A 19,943-nucleotide genomic window follows, 5' to 3' on the forward strand; every position below is an offset into this window, starting at 1 on the left:
CCTGAGCCGACCGGCCGAGCTGTCGGCCGATGGAGCTGACAGGGCGCGATCGCTGCGGCGACTGAGCACCCCCAAGTCGCTCTGCTTTCGACTACTTGAACGAGATGCTGCGGTCTCCGGGGTGCGGGTGTGGCCTTGTTACAGAGTCGGGTAGTCGGTGTAGCCGCGGTGGTCGCCGCCGTAGAAGGTGTTCATGTCGGGCTGGTTCAGGGGCGCCTGGGTCTGCCAGCGGTGGACGAGGTCGGGGTTGGCGATGAAGGCGCGTCCGACGGCGACGAGGTCTGCCTGGTCGTTGTCGAGGAGGGCCTGGGCGATGGTGGCGTCGGTCACGGGGTCCCATCCGTTGCTGACGGTACGGGGGCCGGCGAAGCGGCGGGAGAGGTCCTCGATGAGGGGTGTGGTGGGGTCTCCGATGGTGTGCAGGTAGGCCAGTCCCATGGCGGACAGGGCGTCGATGAGCGTGCGGTAGGTGATGGCGGTGTCGTCCGGGTCGTCTTCGATGGCGCCGTGGAGGTTGATGGCGGGTGAGATGCGGATGCCGACGCGTTCGCTGCCGATGGCGTCGCAGACGGCCTGGGCGACCTCGATGACGAAGCGGGCGCGTGCTTGGGGCGTGCCGCCGTAGGGGTCGGTGCGCTGATTGGTGTTGGGGGCGAGGAACTGGTGGAGCAGGTAGCCGTTGGCGGCGTGGAGTTCGATGCCGTCGAGTCCGGCGTCGAGGGCGGCCCGTGCGGCGTGGGCGTATTCGTCGATGACGGAGGGGATTTTGTCGGTGTCCAGGGCGCGGGGGGTGGGGTGGGGCTGGGGACCGGTGGGGGTGAACATCTCGCCGGGGGCGGCGATGGCGCTGGGGCGACGGTTTCGGCGTGGTGCTTGTTGTCGGGGTGGGAGATGCGTCCGGCGTGCATGATCTGCGCGACGATGCGTCCGCCGTTTTGGTGGACGGCGTCGGCGACGGTGCGCCAGGCGGCGATCTGGGCGGGCGTGTGCAGGCCGGGTGAATTCATGTATCCCTGGCCCACGGTGCTGGGCTGTACGCCTTCGGTGATGATCAGTCCGGCGGTGGCCCGCTGCCCGTAGTAGTCGGCCATGAGGTCGGTCGGCACACCGTCGGGGGTGGCGCGGTTGCGGGTCATGGGCGCCATGACGATGCGGTTGGACAGTGTCCACTTGCCGACGGTCACCGGTGAGAAGAGGTCTGCCATGAGGGGTCTCCTATCGGATGAGGGCTGCGCGCGCCGTAGAGGGTGGTGCAGCCGGGGTGCTGCGGGGTGGGTGGGGTTTTCAGGTGCGCCGGATGGTGACGACGGTGTCGGTCACGGTTGCTGTCTGGCCGTTTGGGCCGGTCGCTTCGCGTTCGGGGCTGGCCAGGCGGACAGGGATGAACCGGGCCGGGTCCAGGGCGAGTTCGTCGAAGATTTCTTCGGGGCGGGGGAAACGGGTGTCGGGGTCGGTGTTCCAGGCCCAGGGGCGCACAGAGCCGTGGTCGACGATGAGGAGGAGTCCGCCGGGGGTAAGGGCCTGGGCGGCCTGGCGCAGGATGTCGGCGCGGGGGAGGTCGTAGGGGGTCTGGAGGTACTGGGCGCTGATGAGGTCGAATGTTCCGGTGGGGAAGGTTTCGGCGAGGTCGTGCTGCTGGGTGGACACGCGGTCGGTGACGCCTGCGCGTGCTGCGTGCTGTGTAAGGCGCCGCAGTGCGGTGGGGGCGATGTCGACGGCGGTGACGTGCCAGCCGTGGGTGGCGAGCCAGACGGTGTCGCCGCCTTCGCCGCAGCCCAGGTCCAGGGCACGTCCGGGAGGAGAGAGCTGGGCTGCGGTTTTGGCGAGTACCGGGTTGGGGTCGCCCTTCCACACGGCGTCTTTGCCGCGGTAGAGGTTGTCCCAGAATCGGGCCGCCTCGGCCGGGGACTGCGCGTTGTGGGTGGAGTCGTGCATCGGGTGGCCTTCTGGTCAGTGGGCGGGGGCCGGAGTGGTGGGCTCAGCCGAGGGGGACTTGGGGGGTTTCACCAGGACGGCCAGGGCGAGGACGGCGGTGGCCATGAGGGCACCGGCGACGATGAACGCGATGCGGTAGCCGTGCAGGAAGCCCTTGAGCTGCAGGGCCCGGGATGCTGCGCCGCCGGCCGGGGTGCGGGGGGTGAGGTAGCCGGTGACGGCGGCGAGGTAGAGGGTGTTGAGGAGGGCGGGGCCGAGTGCAGCGCCGATCTGCTGGCTGGTGGTGAGGGCTGCGCTGGCTACTCCGGCGTCGCGCGGATCGACTCCGGACAGTGCGACGTTGGGGCCCGCCAGGAAGAACAGGCCCACACCGACGCTCACGAGGATCTGGGTCGGCAGGACCTCCCCGGTGTAGGCGGAGGCGGTGCCCAGGCGGGTGAGCCAGAGCAGTCCTGCGGTGGCCAGGGAGGTGCCGGCGACCATCAGGGGCTTGGGGCCGAAGCGGGTGACCAGGGGCGGGCCGAGTGTGGTAGCGGCGATGATCCCGACGCTAAAGGGCAGGAAGGCGACGCCGGCCTGTAGCGGGGTGTAGTGGAGGTTGACCTGGAGGAAGTACGTCATGAAGAGGTTCATGCCGAACATGCCCGCGCCGATGAGGAGGTTGGCCAGGAACACCCCGGCCCGGTTCCGTTCCATGACCACCCGCAGCGGCAGCAGGGGGTGTGCGGTGCGGCGTTCCACGAGGACGAACGCGCTCAGCAGCAGGGCGGCGACGGCCAGGAGGATCAGGGTGGCGAGCGCTGTCCAGCCGCCGCCGTCGGCTGCCTGGGTGAAGCCGTAGACGAGGGCGACCAGCCCGCCGGTCACCAGGAGGGTGCCGGGGAGGTCGTAGTGCCGGTCGCCCGTGGCGCGGCTCTCCCGGACATAGGGGCGGGCGGCGAGGGCGACGATCAGGGCGATGGGGACGTTGATGTACATGCACCAGCGCCAGCCCGCGTACTCGGTGAGGACGCCACCCAGGAGAAGCCCGACGGCGCCTCCGCCGCCCTGGAACGCGCCGAAGATCCCGAATGCCTTGGCGCGTTCTTTGGGGTCGGTGAAGGCCACGGTGATGAGGGAGAGCGCCGCGGGTGCCAGGAGCGCGGCGAAGGCGCCCTGCAGGGCGCGTGCGGTGAACAGGGTGCCCGGGTTGGGTGCCAGGCCGCCGAGCATGGAGGCCGCGGCGAAGCCCAGCAGTCCGATGACGAGGATGCGCTTGCGGCCGGCGAAGTCGGCGATGCGCCCGCCCAGGAGCAGCAGCCCGCCGAAGGCGAGGGCGTAGGCCGTGATCATCCACTGGCGGTTGGCGTCGCCCATCGCGAGATCGCTCTGCGCCTGCGGCAGCGCGATGTTCACGATGGACACGTCCAGCACGACCATGAGGGTGGCGACCGATGCGACGATCAGGGCCATCCAGCGCCGCGGATCCGGTGCATCCGCATCCTGGGCCTTTTCGGCGGTGCGGGCGGGGGTAGACATCGGCAGCTCTCCAGAGCAATGAGGGGCAGGAGCTCGGTGGTCCACGGGAAACGTGCTCCACGACGCCAGGAGAGTGCGCCCAGTCCTGAAGAAGTTGCAATCTCTCATGCCGGTTCAGCAAGATGCGGAGCATGGACGACTTCGAGAACGTGCTGGCCGGTGTCGGGCCCCGGCTGCGGTACCTGCGCCGCCGGCACGCCATCACACTGGCCGCGCTGGCCGACCTCACAGGGATCTCGGAGAGCACGCTCTCCCGCCTGGAGGGCGGCGGCCGCAAGCCCAACCTGGAGCTGCTGCTGCCCCTGGCCCGCGCCTACAACGTCCCGCTCGACGAGCTCGTCGGCGCTCCGGAGACGGGCGACCCCCGCGTGCATCTACGCCCGGTCACGCGCGACGGCATGACGTACGTGCCGCTGACCCGCAGGCCGGGCGGCATGCACGCGCACAAGCTCGTCATCAGCCCCGCCGCGGGTGAGCCCGAGCTCCGGACGCACGAGGGCTATGAGTGGATCTACGTTCTCAACGGCAGGCTCCGCCTTCACCTTGATGACCGCGTCCTGGTGATGGCGCCGGGGGAAGTCGCGGAGTTCGACACCCACGTCCCGCACTGGCTGGGCCCCGACAACGACCAGCCCGTGGAACTGCTGGTCCTCTTCGGCAAGCAGGGCGAACGCGCCCACCTGCGCGCCCGCCCCGCCTGACGACCCGCCCACGAAGGGCAGGTCCTCCCGTTACCGGCCGGATTCGGGGGGCAGCATCGAATCCAGGCCGTGGCGGCGATCACCCAGGACCCGCTCGCACACGAGTGCCTCGTTGGCCGGGCTGAAGCCCTGCGTGGACCGGCGGCGGGCCACTGCCTCGTCGGCGTCGGCATTCACCAGGTCGGCGTTGATCGCCGCAGCCGCCGCCACTCCGGATGCCTGCACGGCGGGCAGGCCGCCCATCAGATCGGTGACGTTGCCCGCCACGTACACCCCGGGAACCTCGGTCGCGCCGCCCGGTTCGCAGGGAACGTAGGTGCCCACTCCCATAGAGTGCTCCACCGGGTCGACTCCCAGGCCAGAGAGGACTTCGCTGCGCGCCACGAACCGCGGGGCCACCACCAGCGCTTCCACCGGGATGCGCAGGCCCTCGGCCAGCCGGACAGCGCTCAGGGCGTCGTCTGTGATCTCCAGGCCGGTCACCTTGCCCTGGACGACCTCGATCCCGCGTGCCGCGAGGCGCTCCCACTGTTTCTCGCTCGGCTCGGGGCCGTTGTGGAGGAACAGCGTGACGCGCGGTGACCACTGGCGGAACAACAGCGCCTGGTGCACCGACGCGGCGCTGGTGCCCAGCACCCCGATCGCCTTGTCGCGCACTTCCCAGCCGTGGCAGTACGGGCAGTGCAGCACGTCGCGCCCCCACCGCGCCCCCAGCCCCGGCACCTCCGGCAGCTCGTCCGACAGGCCCGTCGCCACCAGCAGGCGGCGGGCACGGAACGTCCGGCCGCACTGCGTGCCCACGACGAACCCGCCGTCCGTCCGGCGTGCGGACGTCGCGCCTTCCTGAAGCAGAGTGCCCCCGTAGAGAGCCACCTCGATACGGCCGGCTTGCAGCAGATCCCGCGGCGCCACCCCGTCGCGCGTCAACAGGCCGTGGGCCGCGGCAGCGGGGGCGTTGCGCGGCTGCCCGGAATCGAGTACCAGCACCGAACGCCGGGCCCGGGCCAGGGTCAGCGCCCCCGACAGACCAGCGGTTGCACCGCCGACAACAACGACATCAAACTCTTCGGGCATCTCTTCCGTGTTCATGCGGCCCACCGTGCTGCGCCCCCCGCCACCGGTGCCACATCTCTTGCTGAACCAGCAAGGCGCTTCCCCGTAAATGGGGGTTGAGCCCACGCCGGGCGGTCGCCTCGCGAGGAGCGCCCGCTCCCCTCCGTCGACGGAGTGTCCCGTTCCGGGGCGCCGCAGCCCCGCCGGGAGGACCTCGACGGCATGCACTCCGCCGCGCTACTGAACGTTACCGCTGCCCATGATCACGCAAAGTGCTCGATCGGTGCTCATGATCACGCACGGAACGAAGCTCTGACCGGCGAAACCCGCAGGTGGGAGCCCCGCCGCCTCCCTTCTCCGTGTTCTCGCGGGCCCGTTGCCGGGCCGTCCGGGTTCGGTCAGGTCGCGCGGATCGAGGCCGGGGTGAAGGTGGGCCGACGAATTCCTTCGCCCGGCAGACCTCGTGCTGACCGCTCTGAACTCCCGCGGGTCCGGGCCCGACCCGCCCGGACCCGCGGAGTGCGGTGCGGGAGCCCGAGGCCGGACCGGGAGGGGGCCGGGTGGTCAGAAGGCCGCGAGGCCCGCGGGCGTGCCAAGTCCCGTGGGGCCGTCGTAGCCCGGCCGGCCGGTGCACTGGTAGTCGCCGCCGCAGTCGGTCACTACCACGTTGTCGCCGCCGACGACATCGTTGAGGTCGGCGGAGTGCGCGTAGAGGTAGGACGCGTCGGGGAAGCGTTCGGGATGGCCTCCCAGCCCGATCATGCCCGCGACCAGCGGCGCCGAGGCACTGGTGCCGCTGCCCACGCCCCAGCCGTCCTCGCTGTCGTAGACGGCGACTCCGGTGTCGGGGTCGGCGATCGCGGCGACGTCCGCGACCATCCGGCCGGGGCAGTTCGTGTCGTGCTGCCAGGACGGCTTGTCGACCCACGCCGAACACCCGCTGCCCGCGGCCCCCTTCCACGAGTTCCACACCGTCTCGCTCCAGCCGCGCGCGTTGTCGGCCCGGGTCAGCGACGTGCCGCCGACGGAGACCACTGAGGTCAGATCGGCGGGGAAGCTCGGCAGGCCGTAGCCGCTGTCCCCGCTGGCGACCGTAATCGCCACGCCCGGGTGGGAGTAGGACGAGGCGTACTTCACCAGCGCGCCCGATTCCGTCTCGCCGTAGCTGTTGGAGATCTCGGTCGCGCCGAGCCGGGCCGCGGTGTCCTCCGCGGCGGCGAAGTCGGCGAACTCGGTGTCGTCGCTCTCCACCAGGAGGATGCGGCACTGCGGGCAGGCGGCGGAGACCATCGCGAGATCGAGCGCGGTCTCGCCTTCCCAGCCCTGATCGTCGGGGAGCGGGCCGGCGACGCCTGCCTGGTTCGCCTTGCTGAAGCAACCGTTCGCGGTGGTGCAGGCGGGGAGGCCGTAGGTCGTGCGGTAGACGGCGAGGTCGGCTTCCGCGGTGGCATCGTCGCCGGCGTCGACCACGGCGACCGTCTGTCCCGCGCCGCCGGTGTCCGGCAGGTCGTAGGCGGCGCGCAGATCGGCCGGGCCATAACCCGCGGGCGGCGCGGCCGCACCGCGCACTCCGCGACCGCCGCCCGGGTCGGTGCGGATCTGCGCGAAGCACCGGGCATGGCCGGGCGCGGCGTTCGGGCAGACGTCACGCACCTGCGACAGGTCCCGTGGTGCCTGCGGGCCGAGTGCGACCCGTGCGGTCGGCGGGTTGGCGGAGGCAGGTACGGCCGTGGCAGGTATGACGGCAACAGGTACGGCGGTGGCGGGCGCAGCGGCGACGAGCGTCGCGGCCAACGCGACCACCAGCCCCGTACCCACCTGCCGTGGACTTCTCACTGGGCGCTCCCGATCCGGTAGGCGTGCGTGATGGTCTGGCTCAGCGTGTCCCCGGCGGCGTCGGCCGCCGTGATCCGGATCGACGGCATGGCACCGCCGCGGTCGGAGGGGTTGGGCCAGGACGCGAGATAGTCGCCGGCCGCGCCGGTGAGTGCCGCGTGGTGCCAGGTGCTCCCCCCGTCGTAGGAGACGTCCACGCCCGCGGAGGTGATCGGGCTGTCGGAGCCGGCACCGCTGACAGTCAGGTGATCGACCGTCAGGTGCAGCACCTGCCGGGAGGACGTGCTGGTGTCGGCCAGGCCCAGCCCGGCCAGGTCGTAGTGCGCGCCCAGCATGGGGAGCACCTGGCAGGGCGAGGTCGGCGACACGCCGTCGCAGTCGGACGCGCCCGCGCTCGGGGCGTCGGGCGTGTACCGCATGGTGAGATCGGTGTGGCTCGTGGTGCCGAGCGCCGACCCGTCCGCGTCCACGTCGTAGACCGCGCGGTACGCGGCCGCGGTGAGCGGTTGGCCGGCGACCGCCAGCGGCTGCGCCTGCGTGGTCTCGCCGATCTCGGTGCCGTCGCGGTACGCGGTGAGATGGAACGACGCGGGCAGGCCGAACATGAAGACGCCGGAGTGCCCAGGATCGCTGTCGCCGAAGGCCGCCAGGCCGAAATCCACCGTGCCGCCCGCGGCGCACATCGCGCAGACCCGGCCGTTCCATGACGCCGTCGAGGTCGGGGCGACTGGTCCTCTGCCCCAGTCCTCGGTGTAACCGTGCCCGGCGACGTACAGGCTGGAAGCGCTGGTGAAGGTCACGCCGTCGGGTGCGGCCACCTGCTCGGCCCAGGTCGCCTCCCCGGTGGACGCGAAGTAGTCGGTGAGTTCGGTGCCGAACGTCGCCGGCCGGAACGTGGCGAACATGCCGTACAGCGGGTCGGTCAGGGTGTCCGTCATGGCGCCGCCGGCCGAGGAGTATCCGGGAGCCCGGTACAACCGGTTACGCACGGTCGCCAGTTGGCCGGGAGCCACCTGGTAGGTCTCGTCCGCCGGCACCCCGTTCCCCGACGTGAAGGCCAGGTCGTACCCGTAGGCGGTGGAAGAGCCGCTCCACAACACCAAGTTGGACAGCGTGCCGGTCGCGGTCGGGTCGACCGGGTTGACGTAGAGCGGTGTGGTGCCGGTGACGTCGGAGGAAAACGTCATGGTGGCGCCGGTCGCGTCGGTGCGCAGCACCACGTCGGACAGGGATGTCTGGGTCGCCGGCTTCGGGGTCCGTACGCCGATCTGCTCGGTCGCGGCGCTCTCGCTGACGTCGAACGCGGTCACGCCCCTCCCGGACGACACGGTCAGGTCGTCCAGCACGACCTGCCTGGTCGCAGTGGTGTTGCCGTCTGCGTCCTGGTCCTGGAACCAGGCGATCAGCATGTAGTGGCCGGCGGGCGACTGGAGCTTCGCGACGCCGTCGGAGACGGGCACCTGCTCGGCCCGCTGCCGGGCGAAGGAGTCGGTGTTGACGAGGGTGACGAGTGCGTTCGCGGCGGGGGCGCCGGCCAGGTCGGTGACGTTCAACTGGACGGGGCTCAAGGCGTACCGCGCCTGGGTCGGGGCATGGGTCGGGGCCGGGGCAGACGTCGTTGCCGGTGCCTGTTCCGGCGCGCCTGCCAGCGCCATACGGGTCAGCCCGGGCGGCATCGGACCCGGCCCCGCCCGCCGCCGCAGCGCCGCGCCGAACTCCGCGGCCGAAGCCGAAGTCAGGTAGCCGGTTGCCGTGTTGCCGCTGACCGACGTCAAGGTGACGCCCGCCGGTGCGGTGGGCGCGTGGCCCGCCGCGAAGGAGAGCCGCACCGGGACCCGGCCGGTGTCGCCGTCCGTGCGCAGTGCCGAGACGTCAAACAGCGAGGGGTCGAGTCCGTGCCCGAGGAAGGGCACGGCGGTCGCGGGAATCACGTCCACGTCGCCGTCGGGTCGGCGTATCTCGTGGAAGGCGGCGCCGCGGCTGCTGCCGACCGGCGTGTAGGCCGTCCTGCCGCCGGCCGACGTCACCATGACGCGGTCGCCGGTGACCAGGGTGAGGGCGGCGGGTGCGGCAGCGGCGGTGGTGGGCCCGGCCGTGCCCGCCACGGCCGTCCCTGCCGAAACCACGCCGATCCCGCCGGCCACCGCCCCGGCGCAGGCGAGGGCCAAGAGTCGTTTGAGCAGCATGAGTTCTCCGTACCTCTGCGGTCCGAACCGGCCGTCGTGCGGGGTCGGAATGCGCGCCAGCCTCGCCGTGCCATGTGATGGTCCTTGGCCCGGAAGATCACCGATGCATAACGGTCGGGGCGCTGTCGGGGGCCGCAGGTCGGGCCGGGTGCGCGGCGCGGGAGTGCGTTCCGGCTCCCACCACACCCGAATGGTCAGGGTCTGGAGTGGCGCTGACGCCCAGTGAGCCGGTTCAGCACCGCCTCGAGGCCGGCCGCCAGGTCATGGCCTCCTTGCGAGGGGAAGCAGCCGACCTTCCGCCCCTGGCGGTAGAGGGCCGCCGGCACCCCGCCCAGCGGCCGACCCCGCGTCCCGCCGACAGTCAGGAACCACAGCCGTCTCTGAAATCGGCGAACGCGAGGGCTCGTTCGGACGCTCTGGATTATGCTCGCCGCGACGGTCTACGTTCGCCGTCCAGGCGGCACTGGCCAGGCCGCCGTCCAACAAGCATGGGGGAAGTATGCGCAAGTTTATCGCGTCCGCCGCAGGTGCCACTCTCGCTCTGGGGGCCCTTGGCCTCGGCCTGGCGCCCACTGCGTCCGCGGCGGCGCCCTGCCCGTCCGGCGCGGTCTGCATCCGCGAGCCGGACGGCAGCATCCTGCCCAAGAACATCTTCTACCAGTACGGCGCGCACAACTTGGAAAAAGTGCTCGGCGTCCGCGACGTCGTGAACAACCAGACAGGCGGCGCGGGTTACCAGATTTGCCGGGGGTACAACGGCACCAACTGCGGCGGCGTCAACCGTCTGGTCACCACCATCTCGTACGACATGACGCCGGTGAACTCGGTCGTCCTCGTGAAGTGACGCCGCTGTCCTGACGCGGCACCAGGTGCCCGTCCCCGTCGTTCGCGCAGGCGCGGGCACCTGTGCGTCCTGGGTCAGGTGGCGTCGCGTCCTGGGTCAGGTGGCGTCGAAGCGGGCGACGTGGGAGACGGAGAAACGGGCATCGGCTCCGATGCTCACGCTCGTGGTCGACGCCGTAATCGAAGACGTCGTCGTCGGTGTAGTCGTCGAGGATCTCGCCGACGGCCTGGCGCAGCCGCTGGGCCATCTCGTCAGCGACCTCCGGGCTGCACACGATCTGGCAGCCGATGTTGCGGAAGCCGGGGTCGTCGTCGGCCGGGACTTCTTCGGCGGAGTCCGTCATCGCCAGTCCAGCTCCTTCTCCCAGTCGAGGAAGTCGGAGGTTTCCTCTTCCTGGCGCTGGTATTCGTCCGAGGAGGCCTTGCGGTGCGCCTCGTGTCCCGCATTGTTCTTCGGGTTCGGGAACGGGTGATCGGATGGGACTGAGCAGTCCAGTTGGCCACTCTGAGCATCACAGTTGGCCGCATGTGGTGGTGTGCTCCGGCGTGCAGGTGAGGAGATCTCCTTGGATGTCCAGCGACGCAGCCAACGCCCGCCGCGCGGAGGTCAATTAGGACACAAGGGCCACCCGTCGGCGCCGTAGAGTTCCCCGGAGAGTCAGACCTCATCCGATCTGAATGTTTGCCAGATCAGCGACGTGGTGTTGTCAGCAGCTACAGGTTGAAAACCGCAACTCACCAGATGGCCACACACAGGGCTATGAGGGACGCGCCTTCGCCGGAACGCCGCCATGACGCGAGACCCTGAGCCCATGAAGCCGACGGACAGCGATGCCTCGTACTTGGTGGGACTGTTCGCGCTCACGGTTGCTACTGGCCTCGTGGACGCGGTCATCTACCTGGCGCTGGACCACGTCTTCACCGGGAACATGACCGGCAATGTGCTGTTCGTCGGCTTCGGGCTCGCCGGGCCCGGGGAAGTGCCGCTGCTGAACAACGCGGTCGCCCTGGTGGGGTTCCTCGCCGGCGCAATCGTTGCAGGACGCTTCGTGCACGGGCGTAGGCACGTCACGCGCCTGCCCACCGCTCACCTGCTGGTCCTGTCCGGCAGTGCTGCCAACGGTCCTCGTGATCGGAGTCGCCTGGTTGCTGCTGGGCGTTCCGGCCGGAGGATGGCTGGTCGGGCTCACGGCTCTGCTCGCCGCGGCGATGGGTATGCAGGCGGTGGTCACCCGCCGGACACGGATCTCCGACGTCACCACGGTGGTCATCACGAGCACGCTGGTGAACTTCGCGCTGGACAGCCCGCTCGCCGGCGGCACCGGCGACAAGTGGGTCCGCCGCGCGGGAGCGGTTGTCTGGTAGGCGCAGGAGGCGCTCTCGGCGCGCTGCTGATCAGCGCCCGGTCCGGAGCCGACGCGCTTCTCGCGGCCGGTGCGTGCATGACCCTCGGGGCAATCGGGCTCGGGGTGGCGCGCGGCACCGGGAAGGACGCCGGGCGGCCAGCACTCGGACGATCCCCGAACGACCCAGATAGAAGCCGGACGATGAACGACAAGGAGCCAGATGAGCGAGAACCGAGTAGTGGTCATCACCGGGGCGGCCCGCGGGATCGGTCGCGCCACAGCCGTGGCCTTCGCACGAGAGGGATACAGCGTCGCCGGGGCTGACATCGCGGCCCTGGCGAGCTCCGCGATGGACTACCACCCGGCGACGCCCGAGGACCTCGCCGAGACCGGGCGGCTCGTCCAGGAGACGGGAGCCGAGTGGCTGCCGGTGGTCTTCGACCAGCGCGACCGTCACGCGGTGAAGGCCGGGTTCGACCAGGTCGTAGAGCGCTTCGGGGGGATCGACGTCGTCTTCGCCAACGCCGGTATCCAAGGCTTCGCGTCCCTGCTTCAGATGAGCGACGAGCTCTGGGACGACCAGATCGACGTCAACCTCACCGGCACCGCCAACGTTCTCCGCGCCGCCGCGCCGCTTCTCATCGAGCGCGGGGGCGGACGGATCATCGTCACGTCCTCCACCCAGGGTCAGCACGGCACCCTCGACGGCGCAGGCTACTCGGCGTCCAAGTGGGGACTGATCGGGCTGATGAAGTCGGCGGCCCTCGACCTCGGCAAGCACGGCATCACCGTCAACGCCGTGATCCCGGGGCTGGTCAACACGGCGCTCACCCGTCACGAGGACCGCTACGCGCAGATCATCCGCACGGGCGGCCACGAGCCCACCGGCGACGTCGCCAAGGATGAGCAGACTGCAGCCGACGCCCAGCGCGGCAAGCTGCCGCTCGGGGCGCCGTGGGTCGAGCCCCAGGACGTCGCACCACTGGTGGTGTTCCTCGCCTCCGACGAGGCACGCATGGTGACCGGCACCAGCTTCGCTGCCACCGGCGGCGACAGCGCCAACATCACGGCGTGACGACCACGAAAGCGACGCTCAAGCGGCCGACTGAACCGCTAAGAGGCCATCTCATTTGGTGAGTCTGCGGTAGCAGATGAGGGCGCAGGCGATGCTGGTGAAGGCGAGGAAGTGGTCGGCTTTGCGTTCGTAGCGGCGGTGCAGTCGTCGGCTGCCGGCGACTGCACCGCCGCAGTCGTCGGCAGCCGGCGAGCCAGGCCATGGTGCGTTCGATGTCCAGCGATGGCGGCCCAGCCGTTGCGAGGACTCGACTCCCTTGCGGGCGATGCGGTGCGTGATGCCCCGGCCGCGTAACCATCGCCGCAGATGGGCATAGTCGTAGCCCTTGTCGGCATGGACCTTGGCGGGCTTGCGCCGGCGCCGTCCGCGGCGTGAGCGGATCGGTGGGATGCCCTTCACCAAGGGGATCAGGGCCTGACTGTCGTGCAGGTTGGCGCCGGAGATCCCGACGGATATGGGCAGACCCGACCGTTCCGTGATCAGGTGGATCTTCGAGCCGTACTTGCCCCTGTCGACAGGATTCGGACCCGTCAGGTCTCCCTTTTCAGAGCCCGCATGTTCACCGAGTCGATCGCGCACCGCGACCAGTCCAACTCGCCCCGGGAGCCGAGTCCGTCGAGGACCAGGCGGTGGAGCTTGGCCCACACCCTGGCCTTCGACCACTCCGAGAATCGCCGGTGGGCAGGCGCTCCGGACGGGCCGAACGACGCGGAAGGCATCTGCTGCCAGGTACAACCCGACGTGGCCACGAACACGATCGCGGCCAGCACCTCCCGGTCACCGTGCCGACGTCGGCCACCACCCTGAGGCCGCGACGGCGCCTCCGGCACCACCCGCTGGAACAACTCCCACAACTCGTGTGGCACGAGCCGCTCAACGATCCCCACCATGACTCACAGAATACCCAACCAACCAAATGAGATGTCTTATAACTACTCGTTTCAGAATGAGATTCGTAGGCGGCGGAGACAGCCGAAGCTGCCAGCTGGTTCGAGAGGGAACCATGGACGCTTGGGGCCTAACGCAGCGCGGCGGCGACCAGTCCTTCGAGGGCCTCGCGCTGTACTTCGCCGCCGTTCACCAGTCGGTCGAAGACCAGTCCGTCGATGCAGGTCAGCAGAGTGTGAGTGCGGTTCTCAACGTCGGTCACGCCGCGCTTGGCGAGGAACAACCGGACGGCCTCGCGGCCGGCGTTTTCGCGAGGCACGAGGATCTCGCGCAGCTCTTCGTCGCGCACACTCTCGACGGCGCAAGCATGGCGGGCGAGCGAGCGCCGACGGCCCTCGCCGGTGAGTCGCTGTCGGGTGAGCGTCACCATGCCGTCCACCAGTTCCTCGACGGTACGCAGGGGCGGAAGCTCGTCGGCCGTCGTTTGAAGTTCCGTCTGGTCGAGTCGGACCAAGTGGACGACGAGTCCGGTCAACAGTGCGGCGCGGGTGCGGAAGTAGACCGAGGTGGTGCCGGGCGGCATGGCTGCTCTGCGGTCGACCGCGCGGTGAGTCAAGCCGCGCATCCCTTCGTCGGCGAGGACGTCGAGAGCTGCGGTTGCAAGAAGGGTGCGCCGATCCGAAGCCATAGCCCCTTTCTACACCCGTAGAGACTCAGGATAGAGTCGGCTTCTACAGATGTAGAAGAAGGGGCTCCGGCATGGGGAACACGGCAGTGGTGGTCGGAGGAGGCATAGGCGGGCTGGCCGCTGCGATCGGCCTGCACCGCATCGGATGGGACGTGACAGTCCTCGAGCGTTCGTCCATGCTTGAGGACGCGGGGGCAGGCATTTCATTGGCTGCCAACGGCCTGCGGGCACTGGACGAACTCGGCATCGGTGGGGCGGTTCGGGACGCGTCGCGAGGGCAGTACAGCGGCGGCACTCGGACGTCCCGGGGCGGCTGGCTGGCCCGGATGGACGGCTCGGCACTGGCGAAGGCGGTGGGCACGCCGATCATGGGCATCCCGCGCTCCACTCTGCACCGACTGCTACGAGAGGGCGTGCCCGCCGGGTCCCTGGTGATCGGCTCCCAGGCGGCCACGGTCAAGCAGGCCGGCCCGGGAACAGTTCACGTCGGCTACAGCACCACGGCCCTGGAGGCCGATCTGGTAGTGGCGGCCGACGGTATCGGCAGCGAACTCCGCGGCCAACTCTTCCCAGACCACCCCGGCCCTGTCCACAGCGGCTCGACGGTGCTGCGCGCGATCACCGAGCACGCGGTCGATCTGCGTACCGACTTCGAGCTGACCTGGGGCCGAGGCGCGGAGTTCGGACACATCGCTTTCCTGGACGGGAAGGCCGAGTGGCACGCCGTCCTCAGCCTCCCCGCCGGAACGCGGTTCACCGACCCTCTGACCGAACTGCGCCGACGATTCCACACCTGGCACGACCCGATCCCCGCTCTACTCGACGCGACCCGGCCCGAGGCCGTGTTGCATCACGACGTGAACGAACTCCGCACACCCCTCCCCTCATACGTGGTCGGGCGGATCGCCCTGCTCGGCGACGCGGCCCATGCGATGACCCCCAACCTCGGACAAGGCGCCTGCCAGGCACTGGAGGACGCGGTCACTCTGGCCGCCGCCCTTGGTGCCGAGTCCACCGTCGAGGCCGCGCTCGCCCGCTACGACGCCGAGCGTCGACCGCGCAGCCAGGCCGTCGCAGGGGCCGCCCGGCAGGCCGGGAGAATGGGCCAGCAACTGTCCCACCCGCTGGCCGTCACCCTGCGGAACACGGCGATGCGACTGACACCGTCCCGGGCCGCCACACGTATGATTCTGCGGCACCACGCCTGGGTCCCGCCGTCGCTGAACTGATCTGGTTCGCGCCCGCCACCTCACTACCAGGCACTTACTTTCTGGGCCAAGTCGAGCTGTGGGTCTTGCTGTTGGCAGTCACGGTGGGCAAGGTGTCCGGGTCCGTACTGATCTTGTTCCGGACGATCCGTGGGAGCGCGTGGCCCCGCTGCTGCCGCACACTCCCGAACGACGCCGTCGCCACCCCGGGCGCCTGCGCCTTCCCGACCGAGTGGCACTCGCTGGCGTGATGTACGTGCTGCGAACCGGTGTCGCCTGGCGCGACGTTCCGACAAAACCCTGCGAAACTGCATGCGGACAAGGGCTACGACTTACGACCACCTGCGGCGATGGCTCTGCAAGCGCGGCATACGCCCCCGCATTGCCCGGAAAGGCGTCGAGTCCTCCGCCCGGCTCGGCCGGCACCGCTGGGTCGTCGAACGAACCGTTTCCTGGCTGGCCGGCTGCCGTCGCCTGCACCGCCGCTACGAACGCAAGCCCGAGCACTTCCTCGCCTTCGTCGGCATAGCCGCGGCCCTCATCTGTCACCGCCGCCTCGGGAGGCCGAGAACGCTCCGCCAGGAGGACACTGCACGATGATGAGTCGTGTGAAGAGAACTACAGAGCCTGAAGCTGCGGCTGCCCGCCTGTGGCAGGAGCACCTGGCCGCGCGTTTCCCCGCCGCGCTACGTGGTGCGGAACTGGCAGGCACCGACATGGTCCTGCTCGACGCGGACATCGCCGGGTGCGTGTCCGTCTGGTTGAACAACGGCGGGGCTCTCGACACGAAGCGCCTCGGGACTCTCCGCGACTGCATCGAGGACCTGGACCAGGTCCTGCCGTTGCTCACCGAACCAGGAGGGCTCCGTTACTACCAACGGCTGCATCAACTGGCTCTATACGTATTGGCTGGCAGCCCGAAACCCACCAAATGAAACGACCTCTAAGAGGGCGGTTCGTGACCCTTTAAGTGGTTCTGTGGTCGCCTGATGGTGTGGGTGTGGACGGAATCCACTGGGTCCGCCGCCTGCGGTCTGTTGGGGTGGCGGGGTGAGTGAACGCAAGCCGTATCCGAGTGACTTATCGGACGAGCAGTGCTCGTGGATTGAGCCGGTGATCACCGCGTGGAAGGACCGGCACCGTTCGGTCAGTGGCCATCAGGGCGCCTACGAGTTGCGGGAGATCGTTAACGCGATCCTCTATCAGGGGCGGACCGGCTGCCAGTGGGCCTATCTCCCGCACGATCTTCCCCAGAAGAGTGCGACGTACTACTACTTCGCCACCTGGCGGGACGACGGAACCGACCAGGTCATCCATGAACTCCTGCGCTGCCAGGTCCGCGAGCGGGCCCGCCGGTCAGAGGACCCGACGCTGGTGGTGCCGGACACCCGGAGTGTCCATGCGGCCGCCGGGGTCCCCGCCGCCACGACCGGCCGGGATCCCGCCAAGCGGGTGCCGGGCCGCAAGCGCGGACTGGCCGTGGACGTCCTCGGCCTGGTCATCGCGGTCGTCGTCCTCGCCGCGAACACGCACGACAACACCGTGGGCATCATCCTGCTGGACCAGGTCGCCGAGCACGCCGGCGGAAATGTCCGCAAGGCGCTGGTTGACCAGGGCTTCAATAACCAGGTGGTCCTGCATGGCGTCGGCCTGGGGATCGACGTCGAGATCGTCGAACGCAACCCGCAGGACAAGGGGTTCGTGCCGCAGCCGAAGCGGTGGAAGGTCGAGCAGACGTACGGGATCTTGATACTGCACCGGCGTCTGGTCCGTGACTATGAGCACCGCCCATCGTCGTCCGCCTCTCGCGTCTACTGGGCGATGTCCCACGTCATGATCCGCCGCCTCGCCGGCGCGAACGCTCCTACCTGGCGCGAATCGCAGGCGGTGACCCCATGAACATTGAGACCCTGCTCGACGCGCTGGACGTCCAGGAGAACGCCGCCCGAGCGCAGGCCGACGACCTCCGCGCGCAGATCGGCGAACTGCAGACCCGGCTGCGGGAGGCCGAGACGCACCTTGAGCACCTCGCGATCACTCGGAGACCGTCACTGGCCTTGCCGACCGACTTCCGGCCGTCCCACCGGACCTGCCCGAGCACCCTGACTACCCTCGCATCCTCGCCGTCTTCAACGAGGCGACCGGATCGCTGCGGGCCAAGGACGTCTGCGAAGCCCTCGACCACAAACTGCTGCCGAAGAACGTTGAAGGCACCCGAGCCAAGTTGAAACGCCTGGCCAAACTCGGCATCCTCACCGAGGTCGACACCGGCAGCTTCGCCAGGAAGCAGTAACCGGCCGAGCCCCGTGGTGGGGATCAGTGGGCTTTGTCAGCCAGCCGATGGGGTGAGGCTGGTGCGGTCGAACGGGCCACCGTGCGCGGCGGCGTACGTGATGGCGTCGTTGACGGCATTGAGGTCGAACGGCCGGACCCGTTCGGGGGCGAGATCCAAAGCGCCCGAGGCGAGGAGCCGGATGATGCCGACATTGGCTGTGCGCGGGTACATCCACTGCCCGCGCACGGTGATCGAGTTGCGCATGATCCATGGGTACGGGAGTGCGAGGTCGTCGCCACCGAGCATGCCGACGCCGCCCATGAGAACGACCCGGCCGTACTCGCGCACGGTCATGGCCGCCGCACGCGAGGCCGAGCTGGGTGCGCTCGGCGGGAGCAGATCGATCACCATGTCGATCGGGCCGTCGGCCGCCGCGGACATCGCCGCGCGGTCGGTGGCTTCGTCCCCGGCCAGCGGGACCGGGCGCAGACGCGGGCCGAACCGGTCGGCGAGGAGGTCGAGCGCGGCCTTGTTGCGGCCGGGGGCGACCACGCGGCCCGCGCCCATCGCGAGCGCGACCGCGACCGCGCTGCTGCCGAGGTTGCCGGTGGCCCCGCTGACGAGCAGGGTCTCGCCGGCCGCGAGCCCGCCTGCCAGCAGCCCGCCGTAGGAGATGGTGTGCACGGTGAGCGCGGCCCAGCGGGCCGCATCCTCCCCGGCCGCCGCCGGCAGCGGAAAGACGTTCTCCGTCGGGACCCGCATGAGCTCGGCGAACGCCCCGTCGTGCATGTACTCGGCGAGCCGCGCGCCGCCCTCGCCGCGCGAACTCCAGCCCTGGAGCGTGATGTCGGGAGTCAGGGCATCGTCCCGCGAGCGCACCGTCGAGTCGCACCACACCAGGTCGCCGATCTGCAGCCGGGTGGCGTCAGGGCCGACATGGACGATCCGCCCCACCGCGCCAACACCGGGCACGACAGGAGGGACAAGGGGGTACTTCCGCTTGCCGCTGAAGACTTCGGCCGCGTAGGGCGCCACGCCGGCGGCGAGGACCTCGACCACCACCTCACCGCTACCGGCCTCGGGGTCCGGCACCTCCCGCACCGCGAGTGGGGCGCCGAACCGCGTCAGAACTGCTGCTCGCACGTGATGACCTCCGTGTTCGTCCGTGCTCTTGAAATCAACACTAGGAGCGTGACGAGCATGCGGGAAGCGATGATCTCGCATCTATGGTATGCGTATGACGCATGGACATCTCCAGCACGGGACTGCGGGTCCTGCGGCAGATCGCCGAGTCCGGCAGCTTCACCGCAGCGGCCGCGCGACTCGGATACACGCAGTCGGCCATCTCACGCCAGGCCGCCGCCCTCGAACACAGCGCCGGCACCACCCTGTTCGAACGCCGCCCGGACGGGGTGCGGCTCACTCCCCCCGGCTTGACCCTGCTGCGGCACGCCCACACGATCCTCGCCTCACTCGCAGCGGCCGAGCGTGATCTCACCGGCACCGTCCCGCAGACCGAACTGGTCCGGCTCGGGGCGGTCCTGAGCGCGGGCTCAGCGATTCTGCCCCGCGCACTCGCACACCTCGCGGAGGCAGACCCGCAGATCACGGTCACCACCCGCGAGGGCACCACGCCTTCCCTGATCCGGGCGTTGCGCGCGGGCTCGCTCGACCTCGCCGTGCTGACATCCCGACCACCCCACCGTCCCTTCGACAGCGAGTTGCCGCGCCTGCACCTCGAGGCCGTCGCGGACACCGAACTGGCCGTGGCGGTGCCATCGACCGGGGAGTTCGCCGGACGCACCACGGCGCACGTCGACGAACTGGTCGACGCCGCATGGATCGCCACCTCGTCGTCGAACTCCGAGCCGCTGCTCGGCGTCTGGCCCGGCCTGCCCGGACGGCCGCGCGTCGTCCACTCCGCGCGCGACTGGCTGACGAAGCTCCAACTGGTCGCCGGCGGCTTCGGCGTGACCACGGTGCCGTCCCGGCTCTCACCGGTGCTGCCGCCCGGGGTGAGCCTGCTGCGCGTCGAGGGCGCACCCCCCGAGATCCGCCGGGTGCTCGTGGCACGCCTCTCCGGCCACCCCACCCCGGCGATCACCGCCGTCACCCAAGCGATCACCTCGACCGCCTGAACCGCCACCAAGGCCGCACACAATCGCGTGTACCCCCTTTCCCCCTCACGAGTGGGGGCACCGCGGTCACCGTCGGCCTGTTCTTCGCGGTACTGGCGATCGGCTTCGCCGTCGTCACGGCCCTGCACGTACTTTTCGCGCCCCGCGGCCGCGAATAACGGCCGCCGGCCGTCGGCCTTCCGCGGACGTTTCCGGTGGACACGCCCAACGTGGCACTGGTCGGGGTTTGGTGTCCGATCCCCACCAAAACCCT

The 19,943-nt window shown here is 69.9% G+C and carries 16 protein-coding genes and 5 pseudogenes; 12 read left to right on the top strand and 9 right to left on the bottom strand.

Annotation, left to right across the window (positions count from 1 at the left end; translation table 11 throughout):
- Positions 1-138 precede the first annotated feature (138 nt).
- The 3 genes and pseudogenes from OG452_RS35305 to OG452_RS00425 all read right to left on the bottom strand — a co-directional run bounded on the left by OG452_RS35305 (position 139) and on the right by OG452_RS00425 (position 3,453).
- Positions 139-1,205: pseudogene (locus OG452_RS35305) on the bottom strand (alkene reductase).
- A 79-nt stretch (positions 1,206-1,284) separates the two neighbouring features.
- Entirely contained in the window at positions 1,285-1,935 is a 651-nt protein-coding gene (locus OG452_RS00420) for an SAM-dependent methyltransferase (protein ID WP_327293565.1), read from the bottom strand.
- Positions 1,936-1,950: 15 nt separating this feature from the next.
- Positions 1,951-3,453, bottom strand: coding sequence for an MFS transporter (locus OG452_RS00425; RefSeq protein WP_327293566.1), 1,503 nt, complete (start codon positions 3,451-3,453; stop codon positions 1,951-1,953).
- Between the two features lie 131 nt (positions 3,454-3,584).
- Between OG452_RS00425 and OG452_RS00430 the strand changes: the two genes are divergently transcribed.
- Complete coding sequence (locus OG452_RS00430; RefSeq protein ID WP_405565156.1) at positions 3,585-4,154, top strand: helix-turn-helix domain-containing protein; 570 nt, start codon at positions 3,585-3,587, stop codon at positions 4,152-4,154.
- Positions 4,155-4,184: 30 nt separating this feature from the next.
- On the opposite strand, the gene OG452_RS00435 is transcribed toward OG452_RS00430, so the two are convergent.
- The 3 genes from OG452_RS00435 to OG452_RS00445 form a co-directional block, all read right to left on the bottom strand.
- Positions 4,185-5,243: an NAD(P)/FAD-dependent oxidoreductase gene (locus OG452_RS00435; RefSeq protein ID WP_327293568.1), complete on the bottom strand. Its 1,059-nt coding sequence runs from the start codon at positions 5,241-5,243 to the stop codon at positions 4,185-4,187.
- A gap of 528 nt (positions 5,244-5,771) precedes the next feature.
- The gene (locus OG452_RS00440) at positions 5,772-7,043 is read right to left on the bottom strand and encodes a S53 family peptidase (protein ID WP_327293569.1); all 1,272 of its coding nucleotides are present in this window, start codon (positions 7,041-7,043) and stop codon (positions 5,772-5,774) included.
- Positions 7,040-9,229: a hypothetical protein gene (locus OG452_RS00445; protein ID WP_327293570.1), complete on the bottom strand. Its 2,190-nt coding sequence runs from the start codon at positions 9,227-9,229 to the stop codon at positions 7,040-7,042. Before OG452_RS00445 ends, OG452_RS00440 begins: the two co-directional genes overlap by 4 nt.
- A 499-nt stretch (positions 9,230-9,728) precedes the next feature.
- On the opposite strand from OG452_RS00445, the gene OG452_RS00450 reads away from it, so the two are divergent.
- The 5 genes and pseudogenes from OG452_RS00450 (at position 9,729) to OG452_RS00465 (ending at position 12,493) form a co-directional block, all read left to right on the top strand.
- Positions 9,729-10,073 (top strand): hypothetical protein, encoded by a 345-nt coding sequence (locus OG452_RS00450; protein ID WP_327293571.1) that lies wholly within the window; start codon positions 9,729-9,731, stop codon positions 10,071-10,073.
- A gap of 163 nt (positions 10,074-10,236) precedes the next feature.
- The gene (locus OG452_RS00455) at positions 10,237-10,545 is read left to right on the top strand and encodes a hypothetical protein (RefSeq protein ID WP_327293572.1); all 309 of its coding nucleotides are present in this window, start codon (positions 10,237-10,239) and stop codon (positions 10,543-10,545) included.
- Positions 10,546-10,884: 339 nt separating this feature from the next.
- Positions 10,885-11,136, top strand: a pseudogene (locus tag OG452_RS35310) (YoaK family protein); the annotation flags it as partial.
- A 46-nt stretch (positions 11,137-11,182) separates the two neighbouring features.
- On the top strand, positions 11,183-11,437 hold the full coding sequence (locus OG452_RS00460; RefSeq protein WP_327293573.1) for a DUF1275 family protein: 255 nt from the start codon (positions 11,183-11,185) through the stop codon (positions 11,435-11,437).
- 201 nt (positions 11,438-11,638) lie between these two features.
- Complete coding sequence (locus OG452_RS00465) at positions 11,639-12,493, top strand: SDR family NAD(P)-dependent oxidoreductase (RefSeq protein ID WP_327293574.1); 855 nt, start codon at positions 11,639-11,641, stop codon at positions 12,491-12,493.
- A gap of 51 nt (positions 12,494-12,544) precedes the next feature.
- Here OG452_RS00465 and OG452_RS00470 read toward each other — a convergent pair.
- Together OG452_RS00470 and OG452_RS00475 are read right to left on the bottom strand one after the other, a co-directional pair.
- Positions 12,545-13,383: pseudogene (locus OG452_RS00470) on the bottom strand (IS5 family transposase).
- A gap of 128 nt (positions 13,384-13,511) precedes the next feature.
- Positions 13,512-14,069, bottom strand: a complete 558-nt coding sequence (locus tag OG452_RS00475) for a TetR/AcrR family transcriptional regulator (protein ID WP_327293576.1) — start codon at positions 14,067-14,069, stop codon at positions 13,512-13,514.
- A 71-nt stretch (positions 14,070-14,140) separates the two neighbouring features.
- On the opposite strand from OG452_RS00475, the gene OG452_RS00480 reads away from it, so the two are divergent.
- The 5 genes and pseudogenes from OG452_RS00480 to OG452_RS00500 all read left to right on the top strand — a co-directional run bounded on the left by OG452_RS00480 (position 14,141) and on the right by OG452_RS00500 (position 17,176).
- On the top strand, positions 14,141-15,298 hold the full coding sequence (locus tag OG452_RS00480; RefSeq protein ID WP_327293577.1) for an FAD-dependent monooxygenase: 1,158 nt from the start codon (positions 14,141-14,143) through the stop codon (positions 15,296-15,298).
- A 139-nt stretch (positions 15,299-15,437) separates the two neighbouring features.
- A pseudogene (locus OG452_RS00485) lies at positions 15,438-15,515 on the top strand (hypothetical protein); the annotation flags it as partial.
- A gap of 52 nt (positions 15,516-15,567) precedes the next feature.
- Positions 15,568-15,877: pseudogene (locus OG452_RS00490) on the top strand (transposase); the annotation flags it as partial.
- Positions 15,877-16,212 (top strand): hypothetical protein, encoded by a 336-nt coding sequence (locus OG452_RS00495; RefSeq protein ID WP_327299468.1) that lies wholly within the window; start codon positions 15,877-15,879, stop codon positions 16,210-16,212. The pseudogene OG452_RS00490 and the gene OG452_RS00495, both read left to right, overlap by 1 nt.
- Positions 16,213-16,327: 115 nt before the next feature.
- Positions 16,328-17,176, top strand: a complete 849-nt coding sequence (locus tag OG452_RS00500) for an IS5 family transposase (RefSeq protein WP_327293578.1) — start codon at positions 16,328-16,330, stop codon at positions 17,174-17,176.
- Between the two features lie 430 nt (positions 17,177-17,606).
- On the opposite strand, the gene OG452_RS00505 is transcribed toward OG452_RS00500, so the two are convergent.
- Entirely contained in the window at positions 17,607-18,695 is a 1,089-nt protein-coding gene (locus tag OG452_RS00505) for a zinc-binding alcohol dehydrogenase family protein (protein WP_327293579.1), read from the bottom strand.
- A gap of 101 nt (positions 18,696-18,796) precedes the next feature.
- Here OG452_RS00505 and OG452_RS00510 point away from each other — a divergent pair, with 101 nt between their 5' ends.
- Positions 18,797-19,690: a LysR family transcriptional regulator gene (locus OG452_RS00510; protein ID WP_327293580.1), complete on the top strand. Its 894-nt coding sequence runs from the start codon at positions 18,797-18,799 to the stop codon at positions 19,688-19,690.
- Positions 19,691-19,943 lie beyond the last annotated feature (253 nt).

Source organism: Streptomyces sp. NBC_01197 (assembly GCF_036010505.1).
Taxonomy (GTDB): Bacteria; Actinomycetota; Actinomycetes; order Streptomycetales; family Streptomycetaceae; genus Streptomyces.

Coding starts and splice junctions, on each gene's coding strand:
- OG452_RS00420 (WP_327293565.1), bottom strand. CDS start 1,935: ATGCACGACTCCACCCACAACGCGCAGTCCCCGGCCGAGGCGGCCCGA.
- OG452_RS00425 (WP_327293566.1), bottom strand. CDS start 3,453: ATGTCTACCCCCGCCCGCACCGCCGAAAAGGCCCAGGATGCGGATGCA.
- OG452_RS00430 (WP_405565156.1), top strand. CDS start 3,585: ATGGACGACTTCGAGAACGTGCTGGCCGGTGTCGGGCCCCGGCTGCGG.
- OG452_RS00435 (WP_327293568.1), bottom strand. CDS start 5,243: ATGAACACGGAAGAGATGCCCGAAGAGTTTGATGTCGTTGTTGTCGGC.
- OG452_RS00445 (WP_327293570.1), bottom strand. CDS start 9,229: ATGCTGCTCAAACGACTCTTGGCCCTCGCCTGCGCCGGGGCGGTGGCC.
- OG452_RS00450 (WP_327293571.1), top strand. CDS start 9,729: ATGCGCAAGTTTATCGCGTCCGCCGCAGGTGCCACTCTCGCTCTGGGG.
- OG452_RS00465 (WP_327293574.1), top strand. CDS start 11,639: ATGAGCGAGAACCGAGTAGTGGTCATCACCGGGGCGGCCCGCGGGATC.
- OG452_RS00475 (WP_327293576.1), bottom strand. CDS start 14,069: ATGGCTTCGGATCGGCGCACCCTTCTTGCAACCGCAGCTCTCGACGTC.
- OG452_RS00480 (WP_327293577.1), top strand. CDS start 14,141: ATGGGGAACACGGCAGTGGTGGTCGGAGGAGGCATAGGCGGGCTGGCC.
- OG452_RS00495 (WP_327299468.1), top strand. CDS start 15,877: ATGAGTCGTGTGAAGAGAACTACAGAGCCTGAAGCTGCGGCTGCCCGC.
- OG452_RS00510 (WP_327293580.1), top strand. CDS start 18,797: ATGGACATCTCCAGCACGGGACTGCGGGTCCTGCGGCAGATCGCCGAG.